This is a genomic window from Chryseobacterium formosense (genome assembly GCF_900116415.1).
In the GTDB taxonomy this organism is placed as follows: Bacteria; Bacteroidota; Bacteroidia; order Flavobacteriales; family Weeksellaceae; genus Chryseobacterium; species Chryseobacterium formosense.
This window is the reverse complement of sequence record NZ_FPAP01000001.1, coordinates 305,787-330,586: the sequence shown is the minus strand read 5'-3', so window position 1 is coordinate 330,586 and position 24,800 is coordinate 305,787. Positions and strand designations below refer to the sequence as shown.

Sequence of the window (24,800 nt, the reverse complement as noted above, 5' to 3'; positions counted from 1 at the left end):
TTGTTAAATAAACGTAATTAAAATTCTTCTAATTAATAGAATTCGAATCGAAAGTCTTTTATCTTTAGTCTATTCTCTATACTCTTAAGAGACCAACTACTTCTTTCAAATTCCCACCGACTCATTTTGCCCATTCATCGAAAACCACTTCAAAACCGTATGATTCCGAAGTAGCTTTACAGTAGAAATAAAGACAAACTATTATTAATCAAAAAAACTTATCATTATGAATACTGCATCATTAAGTTTCAAATACGAACTTGAGAAAAAAGAACCAAGAACCAATGACGGTGGAACGACAAGAGGTGCATCTGTAAAAGATTTCCCTGCTTCTTTAGGCATTGCAGGAGTTTCGATGAGACTGCAACCGGGAAGTATGCGAGAGTTACACTGGCACGCCAACGCGGCGGAATGGGCTTATGTGATTTCGGGAACGGTTCGTACCACGATTATTCATCCCGATGGACACAGTTATACTGATAATTTTGAACCTGGTGATGTTTGGTATTTTCCAAAAGGTTACGGTCACTCGATTCAGGCGACAGGAACGGAGGAATGTCATTTTATTTTGATTTTTGATAACGGTAATTTTTCGGAAGACCATACATTCAGCGTAACTGATTTCGTTTCGTCTGTACCACCTGAAATTGTCGCTCAGAATTTAAATTTAACTTTAGAAGAAGTCGCTGCTTTACCTCAAAAAGAAGCCTACTTCGCAGCGGGAATTGTTCCTGACGAGATGTCTTTCATTGCTGAAGCTCGCCCGAATGAATCTGATATCGAACTGACAAGTTTTCACCGTTATCCTTTGCATTCTCAACAGCCAAGAATTGTTCCAGGCGGAGGTTTGCAAAGATTGGTAACGAGTAAAGAATTCCCTATCAGCAGTACAATTTCGGGTTCTATTTTGGAATTGCAGCCGGGCGCGCTGAGAGAAATGCACTGGCATCCGAATGCGGACGAATGGCAATATTTTATTTCAGGACAGGCCGAAATGTCGGTTTTCTTGGCAGAATCCACTTGTGTTACAGAGCAGTTCAGTGCAGGAGATGTTGGTTATGTTCCAATGGGAGCCGGACATTACATCAAAAATACAGGCGATACCGTTTGCAGAATTCTGATTGGCTTCAACAGCGGAAAATATGAATCGATTGATTTGAGCGAGTGGCTGGCGGGAAATCCAAAAGATGTTGTCATTACTAATTTTGGTTTGAAAGATGGCGAAATCGAAAAATTCCCGGCTGAGAAAGTTTTTATTCAGCCTAAGAAATAAAATTATAACTCAATCTCTCTGAAGAATGGATAATTCTGTCATCAAAACAAACCCCACCATTTCATCTGATTCGATTAAGATGCAAGAGAGATTGGCGATATTTTTAGCACTGATTGCAGGCTACATCGATGCAACAGGATTGATTCAGTGGAAAACTTATGTCTCTTTTATGAGTGGAAATACAACTTCACTGGGAGCGGCACTTTCAACAGGAAAATATGGAATCATTATTACATCAATTACAGTCATAAGTTGTTTTCTAATAGGAATTTATGCCGGAACCTGCCTTTCATTATGGAAGCGGATTAAAAACCAAATATTAACTTTTTATCTTGTTTCCGGAATTGTCATTTTCTATTCAATTATTGATTATTTTTATGATATCAATAATCTGTTATCCATTGCAGTCGTCGGATTTTCAATGGGAATGATGAACACGATTGTGACTTCTGTTGGAAACCAAAAAGTAAATACGGATTTCGTGACAGGAACTTTGAACAGTTTGGCAAGAAATACCGCAATGCTGAATATGACCAAAGATAAAGATGAAAAAGAAGAGTATAAATCCAACGCCGTTCATCTTTTGCTTTTGTGGATAGGATTTTTATCCGGTGCGTTTATCGCTCCTTTCCTACTCGATTATTTTGGAAAATGGACTTTAATGATTCCTGCATTATTACTAATGATTTGCGGGATATTGATTTCAAAAATTAACACTAAAAACTAATATTATGTTACAGAAAAATGATGTTGCCCCAGATTTCACTTTGTATGCAACGCCAGACCAGAAAATTACACTCTCAGAATTCAAAGGAAAAAATGTCATTCTCGCTTTTTATCCCGCCGACTGGAGTCCGGTTTGCAGCGACCAAATGGCTTTGTATAATGAAACTTTGAAGTTTTTTAAGAAATACGATGCAGAGATTTTCGGAATTTCTGTGGACAGCAAATGGTGTCATCTGGCATTTGCACAATCCAGAAATTTACACTTCCCTTTACTCGCAGACTTTGAAGCTAAAGGAGAAATTACTAAAAAATATGGTGTTTATGATGAGGAAGAAGGTGAATGTAAACGCGCTTTGTTTGTCATCAACAAAGATGGAATCATCGAATGGAGCTATTTGTCACCAACAGCCATCAATCCTGGTGCAGACGGAATTTTAGACGCTTTAGAAACCCTTAACACAAAATAAATTATGTCACTAAAACCAAACGTCAGCCAAGCTGACCACGCACAAGGCAATGTAGACGCTGACCTTGTGATTGTAGAATACGGCGATTATCAATGTCCATACTGTGGCGCCGCTTATCCGGTTCTGAAAGAATTGATGAAAGAATTTGGAAGTCAAATCAAATTTGTTTTCAGAAACTTTCCATTGTCTGAGATGCATCAGTACGCTAGACCGGCGGCCATCGCAGCAGAAGCAGCCAATCTTCAGGGGAAATTCTGGGAAATGCACGATGCGATTTATGAAAATCAGAGAGATTTGAATGAGAACTTACTGATGAAACTGGCCGAACAATTAAAACTGAACATTCCTCAATTTGAAAAAGATTTGGAAAATACAGAATTGGCAGATAAGGTTGATTCAGATTTTGAAAGCGGAATTATGAGTGGCGTGAACGGAACGCCTTCTTTCTTTGTGAATGGAAAGAAATTCGATGGTGGCGCGGAAGATTTGATTAAGCTTTTGAGGGAGAATACGGAGAGTTAAACCACAAAAGATTTTTGACACTTAAGTAATTTTAAGTTTCTTTCATAATGTAAAGAAGAACACTTAAGTTCTCTTTTGAGGTTGAAACTTGTTTTACACTGAAACCGCAGCCCGACTTGAGTGGAGCTCTTTTTTGTCATTGCGATTACTGAATCGTTCAACTGATTGCTTCACTTTGTTCGCAATGACAAAAAAAGCGGGAACGGAAGGCGGATAAAGCTGCCAAAAAAAATAAAAATCATCAAAAATGCACGAAATTAAATTAGATTAACGAGAAACGAATTGAAGCATCCTACATTTGCTAAAGAATTAGACAACAAAATATTAAAATAAATTAATCACAACATTAAAAAATTAAAATTATGAGCACACTAAAATTAAAAGATGGAACAGAGATTTTTTACAAAGACCAAGGCGAAGGACCAGTTTTGATGTTTCACCACGGATGGCCTTTATCATCAGACGATTGGGATGCACAGGTAATTTTCTTCCTGCAAAGAGGGTATAGAGTGGTGACGCACGACAGAAGAGGTCACGGCCGTTCCAGCCAGGATATTTACAATCACACGATTGAGCAATATGCTTCCGACGCAGCGGAATTGGTAGAATTTCTTGACCTGAAAGATGTAGTTCACATTGGTCACTCAACTGGCGGTGGCGAAGTAATCCGTTATGTTAATAAATATGCAAACGGAAGAGCGAAAAAAGCAGTTTTAATCAGTGCAGTTCCGCCAATTATGGTAGCAAGTGATGAAAATCCTGATGGTGTGCCGATGTCGGTTTTTGATGGCATCAGAGACCAGACTTTAAACAACAGACAGCAGTTTTACATCGATTTAACTTTCCCTTTCTATGGCTATAACAGAGAAGGTGCGGACGTAAAAGAAGGCGTCCAGAGAAACTGGTGGAGACAAGGAATGATGGGCGGAATCGTGGCTCATTACGACGGAATCAAGGCTTTTTCAGAGACTGATTTCAGGGATGATTTGAAAAATGTTGACATTCCGATTTTGGTGCTTCACGGTGAAGATGACCAGATCGTGCCTTATCAAAATGCGGCTTTGAAATCAATCAAATTGCTGAAAAACGGAACGATAAAAACGTATCCTGGTTTCCCTCACGGAATGCCAACTACGGAAGCAGCTACAATTAATAAAGACCTTTTGGAGTTTATTGAGATGCTGTGACAGTATAATCGGGTGTTGATAAGTCAATTATAGATCATAAAAGATGATGAATAGTTAATTAAGAGGAATATCTAAAACTCAACTTTTTTCAAATGTTATAAATCATTATAAATATCAGATTATAACTTTCTATCTGATTTAGAATTTTATCAATATCAATAATTGGTTTGAATAGAGCCCTTTTATGTTCAAAAACGCCCAAATGGCTCCATTTTTAATCTAAATGAAGCCATTTTTTTTGTTTGTTATGCCAGAGTAAGTTAGAATAATATTTTTAAACTCTATAATCAAGTCTATTCACAATCGCTCAAGGATTACCTATAAAAAATATTTTAAAATTCACCTGAGTCCATAAAAATAAATAGCGCCGCTTTCCTTAAAGTGACGCTATTAAAAACAAATTTAATGCTAACCAGCGAATGATTAACTATTGGATGCTCATCCCGCCGTCTATTACCTGCTCCGTTCCTGTAAGAAACGATGATTCATCAGATGCTAAAAACACTACCAGGTCACTAACTTCACTTGCATCTGCCATTCTGCCCAGAGGCGTAACATCTGCTGCTCCGCTTCCGTCTTCGCCAGTGGCTTCCACCATCATTGGGGTTTTAATGTATCCTGGATGCACTGAATTGGCTCTGATGTTTTCTTTACCATATTCTACCGCTGCTGCCTTTGTAAGACCTCTGACGGCAAATTTACTGCCTGTGTAAGCCAAGCTTGGATATCCCGGGATTGCGACAATTCCGGCAACTGAGGAAATATTCACGATGGAACCTACACCAGCTTTCTGCATAGACGGTATCGTGTATTTCATTCCATAGAAAACAGCATTTTGATTGATTTCGACTACCTTCAGATATTCCTCTTCCGAAATTTCGGTTACCGTTTTTATTGGACCTAGAATTCCTGCGTTGTTGACCAAAACATTGATCGGTCCAAACTTTTCTTCACCTTTCGCTACAACATCTTTCCATTGCTCTACATCCGAAACATCGTGCTTTATAAACAAAGCATTTTCACCTAATTCATCAGCTATCTTTTTTCCCTTTTCTTCATTGAGATCCGTAAGTATCACCTTGGCTCCTTCTGCAATAAATTTTCTTGCGTGCGACTCTCCCATTCCTTGGGATGCACCAGTAACAATGGCTATCTTTCCTTTTAATCGTTCCATACTAATTGAATGTAATTATAAAATAAAATTAGCGATTGATTATCTCCTATTGCTTACCCGAAGTTGGACAAACTTTATCATTTTATGGATTTATCAAATTATATTTCCGGAACGAAGTGGGCGTCTCGCCAGTCTGCTTTTTAAAATAACGGCTGAACGATTGAAGATTGGTGAACTGAAGATAATCTGCGATTTGACTTATTGACTCGCTGGAATCTGACAAACGCACTTTACACTCAGACAGGAGCGCCAAATTGATGATTTCTGCAGGAGTCTGATGAAACTGACTTTTTACAATTTTGTGCAGATAATTGGTTGTGATGTTTAGCTCTTGAGCATAAAATTCAATATTTCTAAAGGTTAAGTAGTGCTTTGAGACCAATTTTTTGAAGTTGTATCCTATCTCTTCCTCACGAGGTTGATGAATGATGTTTCTGTTTTCGATGTACCTGTTTACCAAAAAATCACTTTCGTTAATCAGTGCCAGAAGCATACTTTTAGCAGAATAAATCCACCTTTCGTTGTCTGCCTCCGAAGCAATTAAAAAATCCAGTGTACGTGTAAACAAAGTATTCATTTTTGAGTGGTCTTCTGGGGAAAGAACGACCTGTGACCCGAATTTGTTTTTCAGAAAAGAATTGGGCGCAATAGAAAAAAAACTCTCAAAAAGATAATCCATAAACTTTTTCGTAAACAATACAAACATTCCTTTTGTACCAGCTTCTATCTTAATAACTTTTACATTTTGTTCAGGACGATAGATTAGTAATGAACGCTCATCTATCAGAAATTTCTGGTAATCTACTTCGATTTTGATACTTCCGGAATTGATAATTCCATAGGCGAAATAATGCGGTTTCATTTCAAAAGGCTCGAAGATTTCGGGTACATCCGTAAGATACAGGAAATCATCTGAAATACTCCAATCGAGCTTTCTATAGTTGATGATATTCCTGATAGTATATTGCTTAATTTCATCCTTCCTTTTCATTGATTTAAGTTATCAAATTTATCATAATGATGCTGCATTTTTCAAAACATTTATTACAATAGAAATCTTGATGAAAGTTTAAACGACATAAATAACTAAAAATACATCTGAAAATGTTTTAATCTGACCCTATTTTCTCTCTTCAAGAAAGCCTTTAATCATTATTCTGACGGTATTATCTCTCTCCTTAATAGAATATTCCTCTGATGCGTAGCATACAGAAACAATTCCGTGGACAAGCGAAATCATACCGAAATAGATATCATCAACCTGAAAAGTATTCTTTTTCACAGGGATTATCCGTTGAATTTCCGCCTTTACCAATGCAGAAAATTCATCTGTTTTATTTTTAATTTTATCGATTGAGCTTCCAACAATTCTATGCGACATTAAAAGATAAAGTGGCTTATTTTCCAGTGCAAATTCTATATAATTGCAAAACATATGTTCCAGTTTCAATGCAGAAGACCCTGAATCGCGTTCATCGCTAATGATTCGCTCAAGTAATTTATTAAAACCAATAATGATGAGCTGATCGGTGAGTGCTTCTTTATTTTGATAGTGAGAATAGATGACAGGAGGAGAATATTCTATTCTGGATGCAATATTTCTAATCGTAATCCTGTCAATTCCTTCCGAGTTCAAAATTTCCATTGCCACTTCGATGATCATATTGGAAACTTCGGCTTTTTTCTTTAAAATTCTTTCTTTACTTCCCACAATATATTTTTATTGTCATCAATGCCTCCCAACTAAAAATTGCCATTTCAACTTTGTTTACTTAATGATTCCTGCCAAAAAGAATATCCAAAATTCTTCCGTTCTTAGTCTTGCAGTCATCAAAGATCGACTTGCGATGCACAGGAAGGTCTAAACTGCGGAAAAAATTACTGAAGATGTATGAAAAGGAAGAAAGTGAAAACAGATCGCTTAAAAAAACTTGTGCATCAGGATAATTAATTTCTTTCCGGTCGATCGCTTCCTGAACTTCTGAGATCAGATCTTTAAAACTTTCTAACACATCCTGAAAATACTTTTGCAGATCGTGGCTGACTTTAAGTCTTACCATCAGGAAAACATCAATGTAGGGATACAACCTACAGATCTTGTCCGATTCTTCCAAAAAATTGAGAATCTTACTTTGCAAATCGTCTTGGCATATCAACGTTTCGTATCGAGGTTGTACTAGAGTGTTAAGAATCTCTTTGGTAACAATAGCCTGAAGATTGTCCCTCGACCTGAAATAATAGTGAATGACCGTACGGTTTGCCCTTGATTTTTCAGCGACATCGTAAAGCGTAAATCCGAAATTCCCTTCCTTTAACAGAAGGTCTACCGTGGCCGCTTTTATTTTATTTTCTGTATCACTCATTCTTCATAATTTTAAAATAGCAGCCGGCGGAATCCACCAACTGCTACAACAAGAAAAAAATTAATTATGGTCGTTCATATCATTGGGTTTATTGCCATCCTCCTCCAAGGGCACGGTACAAATCAACAACTGAATTCAGCTTCTGCAATTTAATATTCGCTAAACTCAACTCTGCCTGAAGCTTATTATTTTGAGCTGTAATGACATCCAGATATGTTGCCATATCCTGTTGGAATAATTTGGTCGATGTGGTCACAGCCTTATCTGACCTTGCCACCAAACCAACGGTAATTACCTCCTGTTTATCGGCAGATTCGATGTTGGCCAAAGCATTTGATACTTCACCGACAGCACTTAACACCGTTTGCTTGAAATTAATCTCAGACTGCTCCATTGCAATTTTCGACTGTTCATATTGGGTCTTCAGCTGTTTTCCATTAATCAGAGGCATTGCAAGTGAACCCGCAGCTGCTCCGAACAATGACCCTGGAATGTCAAACCAATTTTTGAAGTTGAATGTGTTCAAACCGCCCTGTGCCGTGATATTCAAAGCAGGATACATACTTGCCTTGGAAACTTTCACATTGGCAAAAGCTTGTCTCACGCTCAGTTCACTGCTTTTCACGTCAGGTCTATAGCTCAAAAGTTCTGTGGGAATTCCTACCGATTTGTATTCCGGCGTCTCCATATTTGTTAGCTTCAACGTTCTTTGGATTTCGCCCGGCATTTTTCCAGTCAAAATACTTAACGCATTTTCCTGAATCGTAATTGATTGCTCGATTATCGGAATTGTCACCAGCATTTGGTCACGTGTATTTTCCTGCTGCTGGACAGACAGACTTGTTGTAATTCCCAATTCCTGCTGTTTGATAATCATTCTCAAGGTATTATCCACCAATTTCAGATTCTGATTGGTAATATCCAATTGCGTATCCAACATCAAAAGATTATAATAGCCTTGTGCAATTTGCGCGACCAATTGTGTCTGAACTGCTTTTGCTGCTTCCTGCGTTTGAAGATAGGCCGCTAAAGCCGATTCTTTTCTGCCTTTTATTTTTCCCCAAATGTCTGCTTCCCAAGAAATTGAAATATTAGTTCCGTAGTCTTCTATATATCTTTGACCTAGCATCTGTCCGAACATTTGTCCGTTCATACTATTGTCCGATGGTCTGCTGATGGATGCAGTTGCTATATTTAAATTTACGTTTGGAACATTTCCCCATTTCGAGCGGTTATAGCTCAATGCCGCAGATTCGATATTTTTGATGGCAACTTTGAGGTTATTGTTATTTTTGACACCGCTTTCAATCAGCGACAGCAAAGTCGGGTCTGTGAAAAAATCTCTGTAAGGAATTTTTGCAATGCTACTTTGTGTGCTATCCTGCGCAACATCCAACTGAGTGGTATCTCTGAAACTATCCGGTAATTCTGCTTTCGGAGCACTGTATTTCTGAACATTGCAAGATGCTAAAGTGAGTAATGCTGTAAAAGCTCCGAAATTTGTATATGATTTGATATTTGATTTCATTGTAATTTTTTTTACCGCCGATAATTGGGCAGACATCATACTCTTGCCTACCCTGAATTATCTTTGGGCTCTCAAACTATTATATTAATGACTGTGTTTTGCGAGTTTTGAAGGTTCATAATCCCAGACACTTTCGTCAAGTGGTTTCCCGCTTATTCTTTCCTGTAGATATTTAAATACAACAAAAAGAACTGGCGTGATGAACACCCCGAGAACAGTTCCGAACAACATTCCGAAAACCGCTGCATATCCGATTGAATGATTTCCGATTGCGGATGGTCCTGATGCAAATAGCAATGGAAGCAAACCAGCAATGAATGCTAATGATGTCATCAAAATAGGTCTTAATCTCGCTTTCGCCCCTTCCACTGCTGCGGCCGTTAAACTTTTCCCTGCTTTTCTTCTCTGCATCGCGAATTCCACGATTAGAATTGCATTTTTCGCAAGCAGACCGATGAGCATTACCAAAGCAACCTGCACATATATATTGTTTGCAATATCAGCAATTGAAATTCCCACAAATACACCTAACAATCCTGTTGGAATTCCCAGCAACACTGCAAATGGAACCAGATAGCTTTCATATTGTGCGGAAAGGATGAAGTAAACAAAGATGAAACACAATCCGAAAATCACCGCTGATTGTCCACCTGAAGATTGCTCCTCACGCGCCATTCCCTTTAAATCATAGGAAAATCCTGTTGGTAAATTCTGGGCACTGACTTCTTTGAGCGCTGCCATCGCCTGACCTGTACTATACCCCGGAGCCGGAATCGCAGTGATACTGATGGCATTGAACAAATTATGGTGGTCAACTACCTCCGGACCAGCTGTTTGTTTCAAAGATGCTACTGTATTTACCGGAACCATTTGCCCAACATTATTTTTAATTGAAATTCCGTTCAAAGAATTGGGGTCTGCCCTGTACTCAGGAGGAGCCTGCATCACGACACGGTAGTATTTCCCGAATCTGTTGAAATCTGAAGCCTGCATACTTCCGTAATACCCCTGCATCACAGACATAACATCTGAAACATTAACACCCAATTGTTTTGCTTTAACCTCATCAACTACCAGCTCATACTGTGGAAAGGAAGCATTAAATGTGGTAAATGCCATTGCTATTTCCGGTCTTTGCATCAACGCACCAATGAAGGCATTCGAAGTTTCGTTGAATTTGGTCAATGAACCTGCGGTCTTATCCTGAAGAACGATTTCCATACCGCTCGTGTTACCGAATCCAGGAACAGTAGGCATTCCCAAAACAAAGAATGAAGCCTCCTTTATCTGGCTCACCTCACCCTGAAGCTGACCAATGATTTGATTGATGTCGTGAACCTCACCACGGTCTTTAGGATTTTTCAGTTTTAGCATAAACACAGCACTCGATGATGATGTACTGAAATTCAACATATTAAGACCATTCACAGAAACTACGCTTTTGATTGCAGGATGTTTTCTTAAAATCAACTCAGCTCTCGTCACAACATCTGTCGTACGGTCCTGCGTTGAGCCCGGTGGAAGCGTAACCGTTGCCATCAAAAATGATTGGTCTTCATCAGGAATAAATCCTGTCGGCGTAATTACAAACATCCACGCAAATAGACCGATGACAACCGCAAGCCCTGAAAAAGCAACCCATTTTTTCTTCAATAAGAACAAAACCGATTTGCCATATCGGAAAGTCATTTTATCAAATGACGCGTTGAAGCCTGCAAAGAATTTTTCTTTAAATGATAATTTTTTCGGCTCGTGTCCGTGTCCGGGTGTATGATGCTGTTTCAATAAAATCGCACACAAGGCAGGACTCAAGGTCAATGCATTAACTGCCGAAATCACAATCGCCATTGCCAGTGTTAAAGCAAATTGCTGATAGAAGATTCCCGTTGGCCCTTCCATAAAAGCAACCGGTACGAAAACCGCAGCCATTACCAAAGTAATAGAGAATATTGCTCCAGTAATCTCACTCATCGCAGACATTGTTGCCGCCCTCGGGTTAAGTTTCCGGTGTTCCATTTTGGCGTGAACGGCTTCAACAACGACGATGGCATCATCTACCACGATACCGATTGCCAAGACCAAAGCAAATAATGTTAAAAGGTTAATCGAGAATCCAAACAGGTTCATAAAAAAGAAAGTTCCTACAATAGATACCGGAACTGCAATGGCCGGAATCAATGTCGACCTGAAATCCTGCAGGAAGATGAATACAACGATAAAAACAAGGATAAATGCTTCTATCAAAGTATGGATCACCTGATCGATACTTTGATCCAGTGATTCCTTGGAACTGTACATAAAGGTATATTTCACACCTGCCGGGAAAGATGCAGAAAGCTCTTTCACTCTGTTCTGTGCTGCAATCTCAATTTCATTCGCATTGGATCCTGCCGTTTGAAACAGTGCGATCATTACACCTTGTTTTTTCTCATAAAGGGTGGAAACGCCGTAATCATAGGAACCGAATTCCACTTTGGCAATATCCTTTAACCTCAACGTGCTTCCATCAGTACCTGCTTTGATAAGAATATTTTCATATTGTGAAGGTTCTGTATTTTTTCCTTTGTAACGGATGACATAATCCAGGGCTTCCTTACTTCTTTCACCAAATCTGCCGGGTGCTGCTTCCACATTCTGCGCTTGAATGGCACCAGCCACTTCTTGCGGCGTCAAATTGTATGAGGCCATTTTTTGAGGATCAAGCCAAACCCTCATCGAATAATCTTTGTTCCCAAAAACCATTGCATCACCTACTCCTTTGATACGTTTCAGCTCAGGTACAAGGTTGATCTTTGCGTAATTCTCTATGAATAGATCGTTCACCGAGGGATCATCCGAGTACAAGGTAAGCATTGCAAGGATACTGTTTTGACGTTTCATCGTGGTCACCCCGATCTGATTTACCTCTGACGGAAGCTGACTCGTTGCCTGTGCTACTCTGTTCTGCACATTTACCGCAGCCTGGTCCGGATCCGTCCCCAATTTGAAGACCACATTCAGCATCAGGTTACCATTACTGGATGTGGATGTGATGTAGTCCATATTTTCAACTCCGTTGATCGCATTTTCCAATGGCGGCGCAACAGATCTCGCGATCACTTCAGAACTTGCTCCGGGATAGACTGCCATTACGGTGACACTTGGTGGGGCAATCTCTGGGAAAGAAGTTATTGGAAGTGTTTTCATCCCTACAATTCCCAGAATGACAAGCAACACCGATATAACGGTCGCTAGGACCGGTCTTTTTATAATCGTTTTTAACATTGATTTTTTATTTGAAATTAAACTTCAAGGCACATCCTATATTTTCCCGGATGCTGATCTCGGTGAAGTTTTATTGGCTTGCTGATTTGCCTTTTTAGGAACGACAGGCATTCCCGGCTGTAATCTTTCGAAGCCTGAAACGATGTAAGATTCGCCAGCTTTGATGCCGCTTGTCACCATATAACTAGTACCGCTTTTTCCGGAGACCTCAATAGCTTTCTGCACAGCCTTATTGTCCTTATCAAGCGAAAAAATATACACTTTGTCCTGAATATTGACTGTAGATGCGATCGGAACCATAATTACATTATCATAATGTTGGTCGATCACGATCTTCCCTGTATTTCCACCACGAATAATGTTTTTTGGATTATTGAATTTAGCTCTGAAAGTCACAGATCCCGTATTGGAATTGAACTGCCCTTCGACCGCATCAATCTTTCCTTTTTCCTCATAGAGATGACCGTCCGCGATCTGCAATCCTACCAATGGAGCTTTCCTGATCTTTTCTTGGATAGTACTTCCAACCTGAGAATTCTGGAATGTCAGGAAATCATTTTCACTCATACTGAAATACACATTCACCTCGTGCGAATCAGAAAGTACCGTAATGGGTTCTACGCCAGCCGGACTTATCATACTTCCCAAACGATAATTAATTCTGCTAAGATAACCGCTGACAGGAGCTTTGATCGTGCAGAAATCAAGATTGATCTTTGCCGATTGTGCAGTTGCTTCCGCTTGGATCAAGGATGCTTTTGCACCATCATACGCAGCCTGAGCCTGTTGGATCTGAATGTTGGAAACAATACTTTCTTTCACCAACTCCTTTCTGCGGTCAAGGTCGATTTTTAGATTGGCTAGATTCGCTCTCGCTACAGAAACGCCGGCTTTTGCTGTATTATACTGCTCAGCATATATTCTGGAATCGATCTGAAAAAGGGGTTGACCTGCTCTCACATAAGCACCCTCATCAACGTAAACCTTATGCAGATAACCAGAGACCTGAGGTCTTATCTCCACATCGGTCACACCTTCTATGCTTGCAGGATATTCTTTTGAGACCAGCCCGTTGCCGCTCTCTATTTTGGAAACAGGCAACTCCATCGGCGGAAACTGTGGCGGTTGCTTGGTTTTATTACAAGATTGAAGTAAAAATAGGCCACAAGCGATCACTGAGCCCGAAATAAACTTTCTGCTTAAATTATTCATAAATGATTAAGATTTTTTCTTAGTATATGCCTGCAAAATTATTGACAAAAATGTCAGACAACAATGTAAGAAAGATTCTAAATTTTGTCAAAAAAGAACATTTAAGAACTTCATTGATTCTTTTTGAACCAATTTGAAAAAAAAATTACGCACTTGCCAATGACCTGCGATATGCATTAGGACTGAATCCTGTTTTTTTCTTGAAAAATTTGGTGAAAGTAGGCTGATCTTCAAATTTCAATTCCATCATCACCTGATTAATGCTGTACTCACTCTTCAGTAGTAATATTTTAGCTTCAGAAATTATCTTGTCTTCAATAATCTGTTTGGGATTTTTAAGATAGACCTCTTTGATTGTCCTTGTCAAATGGGTTCTTGTGATAAAAATCTGATCCGCATAAAACTGGACGTCTCTTCTGGTTTGGTAATGTTGACCTACCAAATTGGCAAATCTTATTGCAATATCTTCCTTACGGTAGGTTTTCAGTAAATTGTTCTGCTGTTTTTGCAAATATCCAGCAAGTTCATACATAATAAGATTGATAATCCCTTTTTGCATTTCCTTATAAAAAATAGTTTCGTTCGCAGGATTATTTAGAAACCTCAGTCTTTCAAAACTTGTAGTGATATGACCGATGCTGTTCGTACAAAGAGAAAGTATTTTTGAATAGTTACTCGATAAAATCTCCAACGCATCCTTAGAGTTCATCTGTAGGTTGAGATTGGTAAAATATTCCCCTGAAATGAAAAGACTTTCAAAAGATGCGTCAGTAGAAACTTCAAGAAATTCGATGACATTGTTAGGATAAAGAAAGATGATATCATTCTGTTGCAGAGCAACCTCTTGGAAATCTATGTTCAGCCTCACTTTTCCATTTGTTACCAACAAGAGCGAAAAACTACTGATTTTCATTGGATAATTGAGGTCGATTGCATCCAAATCGTCCGGTGTACAAACCAAAGACAGTATATCCTTGTTCAGTACCGTCAGATTATTAAATTCTGCGAACTGCTCAAGCGTGTAAATCGGTATAAGGGATTCCATAGATGATACAAAATTAACAAAATATTTTTTTGCACAAAAAGAACTTTTTATTTATTTCTTATTCTGACAGCAGCTCAATCATTACTCCCGTTTTGTAAATCCTGCATGGTCAATTTTTAAATAAGAAGTAAAAAAAATCAACCACATCAAAATCTGTGTGGCTGATTCATTTAAAACTAAATTTTTAAATTTTCAATGATTAGTTACATATAACCTCCCGAAACTTCGATTGCCTGTCCGTCAATCCAGGCAGAATCTTCACTGCATAAAAATGCCACTGCAGAAGCAATGTCTTTTGGTAAACCTACCCTACCCAATGCGTGTTGCTGAGCGATTCGGCTGTTGATATCTTCAATATCACGGACTGCCCCACCTGAGAAATCGGTTGCAACCGGTCCCGGAAGAATACTGTTGGAACGAATCTTTCTTGCTCCCAATTCTTTAGACTGATATAATGAAATCGTTTCCATAGCCGACTTCATTGCAGCATACACGGAGAATCCGGGAAGTGCAACACGGGTTGCGGTAGAACTGATATTAACGATGCTTGCATTGTCATTGATTGATGACAGCAATTTCTGGGTTAGAAAAAAGGGACCTTTAAAATGAACATTCAGCATTTCATCGAACTGGGCAGCGGTTGCTTCTTCAAAGGGTACAAAAAATCCAATTCCTGCATTGTTGACTAAAGAATCGATGCCCGTAACCTGCCATTCGTTTAAGATGAGGTTAATTGACTCCGAAAAACTCTCAAATTCTTCTATCTTTGAGACATCCAGTTTTAAAGCTTTTATGCGAATTCCTGTGGATTCAAATTCTGCGATAAGGTCTTCCGCTTCCTTTGCATTTGAACGATAGGTAAAAATCACCGCGTTGTCTTTTTCTATTAACTTCTTTACGATTTCCTTTCCTATTCCTCTGTTACCACCGGTAACCAGAGCTACTTTTTGTTGTGTCATTGTACTGATTTTTGTTTGATGCAAATCTCAGTCTTTATTCAATCCGAGTTATAGCGACAATGCAACCAATACTTACACAATTCAAACTTTGGAATTCCTATATTCAGAAGGTGTCACTTCAGTATGTTTTCTGAAAAATGTATTGAAATGAGAAGCTTCCTCAAAAGCCAGTGCAGAAGCGATTTCGCTGACATTCCAGTTTGTCGTTCTGAGAAGGATTTTGGCTTCCTGCAATACTCGTGACGCAATAAAATCACTCATCGTACGTCCTTTGGCTTTCTTCACCTGTCTGTTGAGATAGACGGGATGCAGATGAAGTGCTTCTGCAAATTCACCAGGTGTTTTTATACCAATGGTTTTTGTAAGCTCATCGATAGGAAACTGATTCTCCAAAAGTCTTATAAACGAGCAAGCAACAACTTCAGCGGTATTTCTGCGATTGATATACGATGCGGACGGCTGTAATTTTTGCCCGTTCAGAATCAACTCCATTGTATAATGCCTCAATAATGATGTCTGCAACGGATTAACTTCATTTGAATCCTCTTCTGCTATTTTTTTGAAAATATCTGAAAACTTATCATATTCAAATTCATCAAGAGTATAAACAAACTGACTTCCAGGTTTGTAAACACTGAAAGAAAGTAATTCATACCCGGAATTTGCCTTTGTAATAAAGTTTTCTGAAAAAGCACAGGACTGAACAGGTTTATTTTCCTTAAAACAATGGATACCGAAAGGAACTTTTGTGGTGGTGAACAAAATATTTTTTCCTTCCAAAGGCAGGCTCGTTTCTTCAAAATTAATTTCATAAGAGCCATCGAGAAGAATAACTGAAAAAAATTTCTTACGTGAAAAACTAACTATCTCTCCGACTTGCGACGGTTCAGTAAATGTTCTGAAAAGTTCTTCAGTAGATGTTGGGGAAAAATTGTTTTCTGTAAATAAGTGGTTCAGCATAGTACATACAAAGATAAGGGTTTCGATAAACCAGATTTAAATGCCAACTGTATTTTTTCAATGAAATGTTAATTACTAAACTATCGATATCAAGTTAAAAGGTCAGCTTATAGTTACTTCGATATTTGTAAATTATTTCATTATTTCATTATTTCATTATTTCATTATTTCATTATTTCATTATTTCTTAGCCTAATTTGTTTGATTATCGGTAAAAAGATTCCGATTATACTCAACAATCTCCTGATGTGAAGGGTAAGTTGTTCTACTGCCAAGTTCTGCTACAACTTTATCCCTTATTGCAGGAGCTTTATCTTTGTCTGCTTTGTCCAATGAAACCCTCAGTTCTACCTTATTAAGCTCTGTACAATATGCCGGCGTTCCGGGCTGATGTCTCCAGGAATCTTCCAGACTGCCGGAATCAACCGTATCAAATCCTGCATCATTCACTAAATCTGCAACTGTTTTCTTGGCATCTGCATCATCTCCGCCAATAGCCATTGCAATTCTGTTTTCACTTCCTGCTTCTTTTCCACGATTCATTAATGTTTCTGCCAGCAGATTATTAAAAGCTTTAATTACAGGTCTGCCCAATTGTTCCGAAACCCAAACACTTTCTGCTTTACCGCTTTGTAAATCCTCTATATGCGCATCACGGAAAGGATAATAGTTAGAAGTATCTACAATAATAACGTTATCAGGTACGTTGGCAAAAAGATTTTCAGGCAAAGTTGGAATCGCGACCGTTGGCAAGGATAAAATAATGACATCCACATTATTGACTACATCTTCTAATGAAGAAGGTTGAGCACCCAATTCCCCGGCACGGGTCTTTAATTTATCACCATTATCTGAGTTAGCTACTTTTACAGTATGACCTGTTTTTACCATTTTTTTTGCAATGGTACCGCCAATGGCTCCTGTACCAATAATTCCTATTTTCATAATAATTTGTTTCTAATTTTTAATTAATTTTTCTGAACGGTGGATTTGGAATTTCAAGATTACCTCTCAACGTATCCGCTTCATATTCTGTTCTGAAAATGCCCCTGTTCTGTAAAATTGGAACGACCAAATCAATAAAATCACACAAACCGTACGGATGGTCTTGCCGTATTAAAAGCATATCCATCGCTCCTGCTTTGTACCATTTTTGAACCTGGTCCGCAACTTTTTCGGCTGAACCAAAAAATTGTGGTCGAGGGAGACTGTTTCGTGGACTGAGTTGCATCAGCTCCATATATTTATCAATCGCATCTTTTTCAGTTTCACCCACAATGGGATTTTGTGAGATGGAAATAATGAAATCTTCCGGTCGCCTCTGTTTTGCAACAAGTTTTTGCCTGATTCTGTGTGCCAACGCTGCTGTATCTTCCCAATCGTAACCGTGTGTGAAAACGCCGTCTGTGTAACTGGTGGCTATTTCCATAAAGTTTTCAGATGTTCCTGCGGTATAAAGAACAGGTCGGCCCTGAACCGAACGGCTGATATTCAGAGGACCTTCTACCGAAAAATAATTACCACTATAGTTGACGTGATGCATTTTATGATGATTCAAAAAGATTCCTCTCTCCTTGTCACGGATGAAGGCATCGTCTTCATAAGTATCCCAAAGTCCAAGGACAATTTCAATAAATTCCTTGTTCATCGGGTACTGGTCTCTCTTCGTCAAACGTCCACGGCTGAAATTGACCATTCCACCAGGATTGGAAGTGATGGCGTTGAGTGAAGCACGACCTTTGCTAATTTTATCCAGCGACAATATCTGCCTTGCAGCACTGTAAGGGTCTCCGTAAGAAGATGCGATGGTAGCGGAAAGCCCAATATTTTTGGTCACCATACTGAGCGCAGACATTATACTAACGCCTTCGAACATACTCAGGTAGTGCGGAATATTTCCGGGACCAACGTGGCTGACATCCACCAAAAACAAAGTATCAAACTTGGCAGACTCCGCCAACTGAGCCTGTTTGATGTAAAAATTAAGGTTTTCGCTAGCATCAGAAGGCATCGCTGGATGTTGCCACGCCATATGATTCCAGCCTAAACCGTCAAGAACAGCTCCTAACTTCAACTTTTTTCCGGTCTTATTCATTTCGTATTTAGCATTGATGACTTTAAATTCTACTTAACATTATGGATGGGAATTGTATTAATTAAAATCATACATCAAATCTTCGACAACATCCTTTACAGGACGAATATTCTTTATGTAAGAAATTCCATTGCCCACTGTGATATACCCTCTATGAATATCCCCATCCAGCATTCCAACTTTTAAGCCCTGTTCACCATACATTTTATTGGCAATTTCATCCCGGGAATCACCCAGTTCGTCCATTTCCAAAAGTTCCCGGCTGTATGGTGTTGGAATGGAGCGGTAATACGCCGGATTTGTTCTGAAGATCAACAAGTCACTGGCGGTATGGTCAACAATGAGTTGTTTCACATTTTCGGCAGCAGGATTTTCCTCTGTAGCAATAAAAACTGTTCCTGCAAAAACGCCTTCAGCACCTAACGCAAATGACGCACGAACAGCACGAAGGTCAGCAATTCCTCCGGCAGCCATCACCGGAATATTTACAGCATCTGATATCATCGGTATGATGGAAAACGTACCAATGATTTTATCAGGCACAGTACCACCTTCATCAAATCCGGTAGCGACAAGAATATCGGCTCCAATTTTTTCTGCATACTTTGCATTTTCCACACTTGGATTCAATGCACGATAAATTATTTTAATGTTATTTGATTTAAGTTTTTTCGCCAAAGGTTCAAATTCATAACCTTCAATCCCGTTGATAAGAACCACTTCAACACCTTCTTCAATGAGCAAATCAGCGATGACATCAACGGTAGTCAGGTCATTAGACAGCATTACCGGCACTGCAAAAGGCTTATTGGTCAACTGCTTTACCTTACGAATTTCACTTCTCAGCCTATCAGTAATTTCTTCCAAAGATTTCGGATTTGTTTTCTGACCTGCGTGAGGACCCAGCATTCCCAGACCTCCGGCATTGCTCACTGCTGCAACAAATTCAGCATTCGTTACCCACGACATTGCCCCTTGAATAATTGGATATTTGATTCCTAAAACTTCCGTAACACGGTTTTTTTTATTCATTGTCTTTTGATTTTAAATCTGTATAATTTAATCTGTTTTCGATGGGGCAAAGTTAGGTTAAATTTACTTTCATTTTGATAGTACTTTCCTTTAGGAAAGTGTATTTTTAATGATAGGACTCATCAATATTAGCTATCTATTTTATAATCACTTTCTTTTGTAAAGTATTTTGTAAATTTGTGCTGTTAATTTTTTAATGACGATTCAAATATCACATAGAAATATAATGAGTAATAAAACATCATATTCAATTTTAGAACTGGCCATTGTTTCAGAAGGCAGCAGTTTTAAAGAAACTTTAAACAATTCGCTGGCACTGGCAAAGGTTGCAGAAGAGAATAATTATTCCAGATATTGGTTTGCAGAACATCACAATTCGGAATCAGTAGGTAGTAGTGCAACATCAATTCTTATTGGTTATGTCGCTGAAAACACGGAAAAGATAAGAGTCGGCTCTGGCGGAATTATGCTTCCTAACCATTCACCCTTGGTGATTGCGGAACAGTTTGGGACTTTAGCACAACTCTATCCCAATAGAATTGATTTGGGATTGGGAAGAGCTCCGGGAACTGATATGCCTACAGCCCAAGCTATTCGTTCAGATTTTATAAAGGCAGCGCATTCGTTTCCAGCTGAAGTAGAAAAAATTGAGGAATACTTTTCAGCGGATAACAAAACATCGAAGGTGAGGGTTCCGATTGCGGAAGGCGTTGACGTGCCTATCTATATTTTAGGTTCAAGCACAGATAGTGCTCATCTGGCTGCAGAGAAAGGATTGCCCTACGCTTTTGCCAGCCATTTTGCTTCCACCCATCTTTACACGGCTTTGGAAATTTATAGAGAAGAATTCCAGCCATCGGAAGTTTTAGACAAACCCTACACAATTGCTGGTGTCAACATCATCGTTGCTGATACGGATGAAGAAGCGGAACGTTCGTTCACCTCGTTGATTAGAATGTTTTTTGGTATCCTTACCGGAAATTCAAAACCACTCCAACCTCCGACAGAAATGACAGAAGACCTAAAAGAGGTTTTGAAACACCCAAGTCTACATCAAATGCTAAAATATTCGTTTGTAGGAAGCAAGGAAACGGTTAAAAAACAGGTAGATGATTTCCTAAAGAAAACTCAGGTTGATGAGATTATTATGGTTTCCAATATCTTTGCACTGGAAGACCGCGTCAAATCTGCACAGCTTTTTGCCGAACTCATGGAAGAGCTGAATGAAGAAAAAGCTTCCACCGTTTAATTAAACTCAATTTGAAAATGGCAAAAAAGAAAGCTTACAACGAATGTCTGAATACTGTAAAACCTGTCAAGGATGCGCTGGAGGTAATCAACGGCAAATGGAAACTGGCAATCATCATCTCCGTTGGTGTCGGCAATGAGCGTTTTACCGACATTCAGGACAGTATTGAGGGAATTACACCGAAAGTTTTAGCAAAGGAGCTGAAAGATTTGGAACAGCATAAATTGATTAAAAGAATTATCATTGATGATTATCCTGTCAAGATAATTTACAGGTCAGAACCTTATGCAGATACACTGACACCCATTATCTACGCTTTGAAAGAATGGGGAATCAATCATAAAAAGATGATTGCTAAATAATTGTATAAGTTTGATAGTTAACATTTTAAAGATAATAAAACATCTATTGAACCAGAAATGTCGTTTCTATATAACATAACAATTCCTCCAATCCCGCGTGACCATCTTTCGACAAGTCCGCAGACTTTGCATTTTGGCTTACGATATCAATTGTCAGTGCAAAAATAGAAGTATACAAAAATTTGATGTGATTGTACCTGGCCTTTTCTGCTAAAATTTTAAAATGACTGAAATGCTTTTCAGTCATTTTTTTTATAATTGAATCTGCTTTTTCGGAAACAGGAAATATTTTGGTTTCCAGACAGAGTTGTATCAGCTGTGTATTGTTAAAAGCTTCTTCAATTGATTTAAAAACAAAATCTTTCAGCAGTACATCCGCATCTGTTTCAGTGTCAGAGCTGATGTAATCTAACGACGGCCAAAGATTTTCAATGATTTGAATATATAGATTCTCCTTTGTTTTGAAATGATAGTTAATCATCGAACAGTTGGTCCCTACACAATCTGCTATATCGCGGATGCTTGTGTTTCTGTATCCTTTTTCACTGAAAAGTTTTTGAGCAGTCAGCAAGATTTGGGTTTTGTTGTTGTCAACTATTTTCCAAGGCCCTTTTACATTCATAATCTGGAAATTTAAGATGAAATAATTAGTATGAAATCTTTTAATTTATCACGCAAACCTGTATCCTTTGACACTGTCACCTTTGATTATTTTTCGGAAAAGAACTACCCTTCTGTAGTTAAATTGTCCGTAATGATGGGTCAGAACAAAGATGAGAATTGGAACCGTCAACCAGCAAATGGAGCCTAATACAATCTTTGAAGAAGCCATCAAGGCATTGAGACTTATATTTTGATAAATCGCCATCCCGTTGGTAAAATTCCCGTTATCCAGGAACATCGAAATATCGTTCAGGCTTTGCCACTGTCCCTGATAAAGCGCCCAGCTGATAATAGCTCCTCCAAATGCGGTTGCCAAAAAACCTCTGATCATGATCAAAATTCCCATTGCACCGAATAATCCGTCCATAGAAACACCTTCTGCAGCATATAGCCAGATTGAAATAAACAACATTCCCATCCCAAGACCTTTCAGGATCATAGAATACTGGAGATATTCAATGTTCATTTGTGGCTGGATCAATAAATACAGGCAGAGCGTGTGCAGAAAGAAACTGATGAATCCGCCTGCCACATAGAACTTCATTTTCCATTCGTATTTAAAACAATAGAATGCAAGGACTCCTGCCACAATGATTCCCGGTATCATCCATAAATTGATCTTTGCATTAATCAGATTGTTATATCCCAACACACCGACCGAATATTGTACATAAATGCTGGAACTTGCCAGAAACACGCCTAAAAAAATCAATAAAATTAGACTGTGAAGTGTATTTTCCCTGGTAAAAACCTTGAAATCGATCAAAGGCCTTTTCAAGAATTTTTGTCGCCAGATCGTCAATCCCAAAAACAGGAAACTCAGGATAAGCGCAGTTTTGATGTATGGTGAAACAAACCATCCCTGCTGTCTCATAAACGTGAAAAACACATTAAAGCTCATCGCCGAACTTCCAAGCAATATCATCGAAAGCCAGTCTATCTGATACAATGGTTTTTTGAAACTGAATCTTTGGTCGTGCTGGAAGATAAGACTGATGCAGGCAATGACCAGCATTAAGCTGCTCATTATGAAAAATGGTGCCTGATAATTATGTTTGAATACGAGATTGGCAAAAAAGTAGGAAGACAATTGTCCGAAGCCGATCGAAATTGGGTAAAATATAGCATAGAATCTGCCCTTGTCGCCTTTTGGGGAAAGGATGAACATCATTGGAAGAAGTACCTCGACCATTGGGAACATCTTGAAAAATCCGATCAGTAAACTTCCGACTACCAATAGATAAGGATTTTCTGTCGTCCCATTCATATAAGACAGCAGCGCCAAAATAATTGCACAGGTCGTAATGATCTCCTTGGATCTGAATCTCATTTTCACCCGGAAGACGATCAGCAGCGCAAGACCCATTCCTATCGAACCGGCATTATTGGCCATTGAAACAAACTCAGAATAAGTTGCCAATGCTCCTGACAGATCTGTAGCATTGCTGGTGTACACTCCCGATATTGACATCAGAGGGAACATTATAAAGATAATCAGCAACAGCATTACGGGTTTTGGAACCCAAGTGGCAAAAGGACCTTGGTTGTACATAATATTTTATTTTAAGGTAACTTCTACGTTCATTCCTGCCCGCAACATCTTCAGATATTCAGCATTATTATTATTGGTAAATTCAATTCTGACAGGAATTCTCTGTTGTACCTTCACAAAGTTCCCCGTAGAATTATCCACCGGTACGGCTGCATATCTTGCTCCCGTTGCCCCAGAAATAGCCGTCACTTTTCCTTCGTAGACTTTTCCGCCCAATGCATCTACAGAAATTGTCGCCAATCCGCCAATCACCACATTGCTCATTTGATTCTCTCTGTAGTTCGCTGTGACCCAGACATTATTGGTGTCCACGATTGTCGCAACCTGTTGGCTTGCATTCAACAACTGGCCGACATTGACAGTTCTCCTACCCATAATTCCGTCGTGAGGCGCAGTAATTACCGTGTAAGACTGGTTGAGTTTTGCCATTTCCAGGGCACTTTTAGTTCTTTTGATATCCGCTTCATTCAATCCCAATTTAGATTGTGCTTCATTTACAGAAAGCTGACTGGTTGCTTTTGTATTGATGATCGACTGGTATTGTGCGATCTGCATTTCTAGTTGTGCCTTTTGGGCTTCGAAATCGGTTTTGATCTGGTCAAACTGTTGACCTGTAACGGCTTCGTCTTTCAACAGATTTTGATAACGGTTGAAATTCTGCTGGGCATTCCACAAACGCGCTTTCACCGCTTCTACGTTGGCTTTGGCCACTTCTACATTTGAACCTGCGGTGTTAACATTATTTGCAACCGTCTTTATAGATTGATCAGCCACATTTCTCGATGCCATTGCCGACATATATGCAGCTTCTGCCTGTCCAAGCTGCGTCTGGATCTCCCGGTCGTCGAGCACCAACAGAGTATCTCCTTTTTTCACATACTGATGTTCCACAAAACGAATTTCTTTGATGTAAGCTGAAACTCTTGTATTGATAGGATTGATAAAACTTTCAACCTGTGAAGCGTTGGTATAACGGTCGTTACCAATATTGAAATAAGATTTTACAACGAAGAACAATCCTATGAGAACTCCAACCAGAATAAGCATATTGATAATTTTCGTCGTCTTCTTTTTCTTGACGTGCTTTATATGTTTTTTATCGTGAGCAGCTGTCTCGTTTTTTTGCTCAGGTAAGTTTGAATCTTGTGTATTTTCTGACATAATAAA

The 24,800-nt window shown here is 38.9% G+C and carries 23 protein-coding genes; 7 read left to right on the top strand and 16 right to left on the bottom strand.

What is annotated here, in order from left to right; genetic code table 11:
- Positions 1-226: 226 nt before the first annotated feature.
- The 5 genes from BM371_RS01485 (at position 227) to BM371_RS01465 (ending at position 4,175) form a co-directional block, all read left to right on the top strand.
- Positions 227-1,273, top strand: coding sequence for a cupin domain-containing protein (locus BM371_RS01485; RefSeq protein WP_034675001.1), 1,047 nt, complete (start codon positions 227-229; stop codon positions 1,271-1,273).
- 25 nt (positions 1,274-1,298) lie between these two features.
- The gene (locus BM371_RS01480; protein WP_034674998.1) at positions 1,299-2,000 is read left to right on the top strand and encodes a YoaK family protein; all 702 of its coding nucleotides are present in this window, start codon (positions 1,299-1,301) and stop codon (positions 1,998-2,000) included.
- A gap of 4 nt (positions 2,001-2,004) precedes the next feature.
- On the top strand, positions 2,005-2,466 hold the full coding sequence (locus BM371_RS01475) for a redoxin domain-containing protein (RefSeq protein WP_034674995.1): 462 nt from the start codon (positions 2,005-2,007) through the stop codon (positions 2,464-2,466).
- A gap of 3 nt (positions 2,467-2,469) precedes the next feature.
- Complete coding sequence (locus BM371_RS01470) at positions 2,470-2,988, top strand: DsbA family protein (protein WP_034674992.1); 519 nt, start codon at positions 2,470-2,472, stop codon at positions 2,986-2,988.
- A 362-nt stretch (positions 2,989-3,350) separates the two neighbouring features.
- The gene (locus tag BM371_RS01465; RefSeq protein WP_034674989.1) at positions 3,351-4,175 is read left to right on the top strand and encodes an alpha/beta fold hydrolase; all 825 of its coding nucleotides are present in this window, start codon (positions 3,351-3,353) and stop codon (positions 4,173-4,175) included.
- 427 nt (positions 4,176-4,602) lie between these two features.
- On the opposite strand, the gene BM371_RS01460 is transcribed toward BM371_RS01465, so the two are convergent.
- From BM371_RS01460 to BM371_RS01400, 13 genes are all read right to left on the bottom strand, one after another.
- Positions 4,603-5,349, bottom strand: coding sequence for a glucose 1-dehydrogenase (locus BM371_RS01460; protein WP_034674987.1), 747 nt, complete (start codon positions 5,347-5,349; stop codon positions 4,603-4,605).
- An 82-nt stretch (positions 5,350-5,431) separates the two neighbouring features.
- Positions 5,432-6,340: a helix-turn-helix domain-containing protein gene (locus BM371_RS01455; RefSeq protein ID WP_034674984.1), complete on the bottom strand. Its 909-nt coding sequence runs from the start codon at positions 6,338-6,340 to the stop codon at positions 5,432-5,434.
- Between the two features lie 129 nt (positions 6,341-6,469).
- Positions 6,470-7,060 carry a TetR/AcrR family transcriptional regulator gene (locus BM371_RS01450; RefSeq protein WP_034674981.1) on the bottom strand — a complete coding sequence of 197 codons (591 nt, stop codon included), beginning with the start codon at positions 7,058-7,060 and terminating at the stop codon, positions 6,470-6,472.
- A gap of 61 nt (positions 7,061-7,121) precedes the next feature.
- Positions 7,122-7,712, bottom strand: a complete 591-nt coding sequence (locus BM371_RS01445; protein WP_034674978.1) for a TetR/AcrR family transcriptional regulator — start codon at positions 7,710-7,712, stop codon at positions 7,122-7,124.
- 88 nt (positions 7,713-7,800) lie between these two features.
- Positions 7,801-9,240 (bottom strand): TolC family protein, encoded by a 1,440-nt coding sequence (locus tag BM371_RS01440; protein ID WP_034677211.1) that lies wholly within the window; start codon positions 9,238-9,240, stop codon positions 7,801-7,803.
- An 84-nt stretch (positions 9,241-9,324) separates the two neighbouring features.
- Positions 9,325-12,504 (bottom strand): efflux RND transporter permease subunit, encoded by a 3,180-nt coding sequence (locus tag BM371_RS01435; protein ID WP_034674975.1) that lies wholly within the window; start codon positions 12,502-12,504, stop codon positions 9,325-9,327.
- 36 nt (positions 12,505-12,540) lie between these two features.
- Positions 12,541-13,716, bottom strand: coding sequence for an efflux RND transporter periplasmic adaptor subunit (locus tag BM371_RS01430; protein ID WP_051882698.1), 1,176 nt, complete (start codon positions 13,714-13,716; stop codon positions 12,541-12,543).
- A 145-nt stretch (positions 13,717-13,861) separates the two neighbouring features.
- The gene (locus BM371_RS01425) at positions 13,862-14,761 is read right to left on the bottom strand and encodes a helix-turn-helix domain-containing protein (RefSeq protein WP_034674972.1); all 900 of its coding nucleotides are present in this window, start codon (positions 14,759-14,761) and stop codon (positions 13,862-13,864) included.
- Between the two features lie 203 nt (positions 14,762-14,964).
- Positions 14,965-15,720, bottom strand: coding sequence for an SDR family NAD(P)-dependent oxidoreductase (locus BM371_RS01420; RefSeq protein WP_034674969.1), 756 nt, complete (start codon positions 15,718-15,720; stop codon positions 14,965-14,967).
- Positions 15,721-15,801: 81 nt separating this feature from the next.
- A complete protein-coding gene (locus BM371_RS01415) occupies positions 15,802-16,680 on the bottom strand; it encodes an AraC family transcriptional regulator (protein WP_034674966.1) in 879 nt (292 codons plus the stop codon).
- Between the two features lie 192 nt (positions 16,681-16,872).
- The gene (locus tag BM371_RS01410; RefSeq protein WP_034674962.1) at positions 16,873-17,625 is read right to left on the bottom strand and encodes an NADPH-dependent F420 reductase; all 753 of its coding nucleotides are present in this window, start codon (positions 17,623-17,625) and stop codon (positions 16,873-16,875) included.
- A gap of 19 nt (positions 17,626-17,644) precedes the next feature.
- The gene (locus tag BM371_RS01405; protein ID WP_034674959.1) at positions 17,645-18,775 is read right to left on the bottom strand and encodes an LLM class flavin-dependent oxidoreductase; all 1,131 of its coding nucleotides are present in this window, start codon (positions 18,773-18,775) and stop codon (positions 17,645-17,647) included.
- Between the two features lie 57 nt (positions 18,776-18,832).
- Positions 18,833-19,807 carry an NAD(P)H-dependent flavin oxidoreductase gene (locus BM371_RS01400; protein WP_034674956.1) on the bottom strand — a complete coding sequence of 325 codons (975 nt, stop codon included), beginning with the start codon at positions 19,805-19,807 and terminating at the stop codon, positions 18,833-18,835.
- A 226-nt stretch (positions 19,808-20,033) separates the two neighbouring features.
- Between BM371_RS01400 and BM371_RS01395 the strand changes: the two genes are divergently transcribed.
- The gene (locus BM371_RS01395; protein ID WP_034674953.1) at positions 20,034-21,056 is read left to right on the top strand and encodes an LLM class flavin-dependent oxidoreductase; all 1,023 of its coding nucleotides are present in this window, start codon (positions 20,034-20,036) and stop codon (positions 21,054-21,056) included.
- A 17-nt stretch (positions 21,057-21,073) separates the two neighbouring features.
- A complete protein-coding gene (locus tag BM371_RS01390; protein ID WP_034674950.1) occupies positions 21,074-21,418 on the top strand; it encodes a winged helix-turn-helix transcriptional regulator in 345 nt (114 codons plus the stop codon).
- 43 nt (positions 21,419-21,461) lie between these two features.
- On the opposite strand, the gene BM371_RS01385 is transcribed toward BM371_RS01390, so the two are convergent.
- The 3 genes from BM371_RS01385 to BM371_RS01375 are packed head-to-tail and all read right to left on the bottom strand — an operon-like array spanning position 21,462 to position 24,794.
- Positions 21,462-22,040, bottom strand: coding sequence for a TetR/AcrR family transcriptional regulator (locus tag BM371_RS01385; RefSeq protein WP_051882695.1), 579 nt, complete (start codon positions 22,038-22,040; stop codon positions 21,462-21,464).
- Between the two features lie 48 nt (positions 22,041-22,088).
- Entirely contained in the window at positions 22,089-23,633 is a 1,545-nt protein-coding gene (locus BM371_RS01380) for an MFS transporter (RefSeq protein ID WP_034674947.1), read from the bottom strand.
- A 6-nt stretch (positions 23,634-23,639) separates the two neighbouring features.
- The gene (locus BM371_RS01375; protein ID WP_034674943.1) at positions 23,640-24,794 is read right to left on the bottom strand and encodes an HlyD family secretion protein; all 1,155 of its coding nucleotides are present in this window, start codon (positions 24,792-24,794) and stop codon (positions 23,640-23,642) included.
- Between the last annotated feature and the right edge of the window lie 6 nt (positions 24,795-24,800).

Excerpts from the sequence above, each read along its gene's own strand:
- BM371_RS01460 (WP_034674987.1), bottom strand. The coding sequence starts at position 5,349 with ATGGAACGATTAAAAGGAAAGATAGCCATTGTTACTGGTGCATCCCAA.
- BM371_RS01420 (WP_034674969.1), bottom strand. The coding sequence starts at position 15,720 with ATGACACAACAAAAAGTAGCTCTGGTTACCGGTGGTAACAGAGGAATA.
- BM371_RS01390 (WP_034674950.1), top strand. The coding sequence starts at position 21,074 with ATGGCAAAAAAGAAAGCTTACAACGAATGTCTGAATACTGTAAAACCT.
- BM371_RS01395 (WP_034674953.1), top strand. The coding sequence starts at position 20,034 with ATGAGTAATAAAACATCATATTCAATTTTAGAACTGGCCATTGTTTCA.
- BM371_RS01430 (WP_051882698.1), bottom strand. The coding sequence starts at position 13,716 with ATGAATAATTTAAGCAGAAAGTTTATTTCGGGCTCAGTGATCGCTTGT.
- BM371_RS01470 (WP_034674992.1), top strand. The coding sequence starts at position 2,470 with ATGTCACTAAAACCAAACGTCAGCCAAGCTGACCACGCACAAGGCAAT.
- BM371_RS01485 (WP_034675001.1), top strand. The coding sequence starts at position 227 with ATGAATACTGCATCATTAAGTTTCAAATACGAACTTGAGAAAAAAGAA.
- BM371_RS01380 (WP_034674947.1), bottom strand. The coding sequence starts at position 23,633 with ATGTACAACCAAGGTCCTTTTGCCACTTGGGTTCCAAAACCCGTAATG.
- BM371_RS01480 (WP_034674998.1), top strand. The coding sequence starts at position 1,299 with ATGGATAATTCTGTCATCAAAACAAACCCCACCATTTCATCTGATTCG.
- BM371_RS01400 (WP_034674956.1), bottom strand. The coding sequence starts at position 19,807 with ATGAATAAAAAAAACCGTGTTACGGAAGTTTTAGGAATCAAATATCCA.
- BM371_RS01405 (WP_034674959.1), bottom strand. The coding sequence starts at position 18,775 with ATGAATAAGACCGGAAAAAAGTTGAAGTTAGGAGCTGTTCTTGACGGT.
- BM371_RS01435 (WP_034674975.1), bottom strand. The coding sequence starts at position 12,504 with ATGTTAAAAACGATTATAAAAAGACCGGTCCTAGCGACCGTTATATCG.
- BM371_RS01455 (WP_034674984.1), bottom strand. The coding sequence starts at position 6,340 with ATGAAAAGGAAGGATGAAATTAAGCAATATACTATCAGGAATATCATC.
- BM371_RS01425 (WP_034674972.1), bottom strand. The coding sequence starts at position 14,761 with ATGGAATCCCTTATACCGATTTACACGCTTGAGCAGTTCGCAGAATTT.
- BM371_RS01375 (WP_034674943.1), bottom strand. The coding sequence starts at position 24,794 with ATGTCAGAAAATACACAAGATTCAAACTTACCTGAGCAAAAAAACGAG.
- BM371_RS01445 (WP_034674978.1), bottom strand. The coding sequence starts at position 7,712 with ATGAGTGATACAGAAAATAAAATAAAAGCGGCCACGGTAGACCTTCTG.
- BM371_RS01415 (WP_034674966.1), bottom strand. The coding sequence starts at position 16,680 with ATGCTGAACCACTTATTTACAGAAAACAATTTTTCCCCAACATCTACT.
- BM371_RS01465 (WP_034674989.1), top strand. The coding sequence starts at position 3,351 with ATGAGCACACTAAAATTAAAAGATGGAACAGAGATTTTTTACAAAGAC.
- BM371_RS01475 (WP_034674995.1), top strand. The coding sequence starts at position 2,005 with ATGTTACAGAAAAATGATGTTGCCCCAGATTTCACTTTGTATGCAACG.
- BM371_RS01410 (WP_034674962.1), bottom strand. The coding sequence starts at position 17,625 with ATGAAAATAGGAATTATTGGTACAGGAGCCATTGGCGGTACCATTGCA.
- BM371_RS01440 (WP_034677211.1), bottom strand. The coding sequence starts at position 9,240 with ATGAAATCAAATATCAAATCATATACAAATTTCGGAGCTTTTACAGCA.
- BM371_RS01385 (WP_051882695.1), bottom strand. The coding sequence starts at position 22,040 with ATGAATGTAAAAGGGCCTTGGAAAATAGTTGACAACAACAAAACCCAA.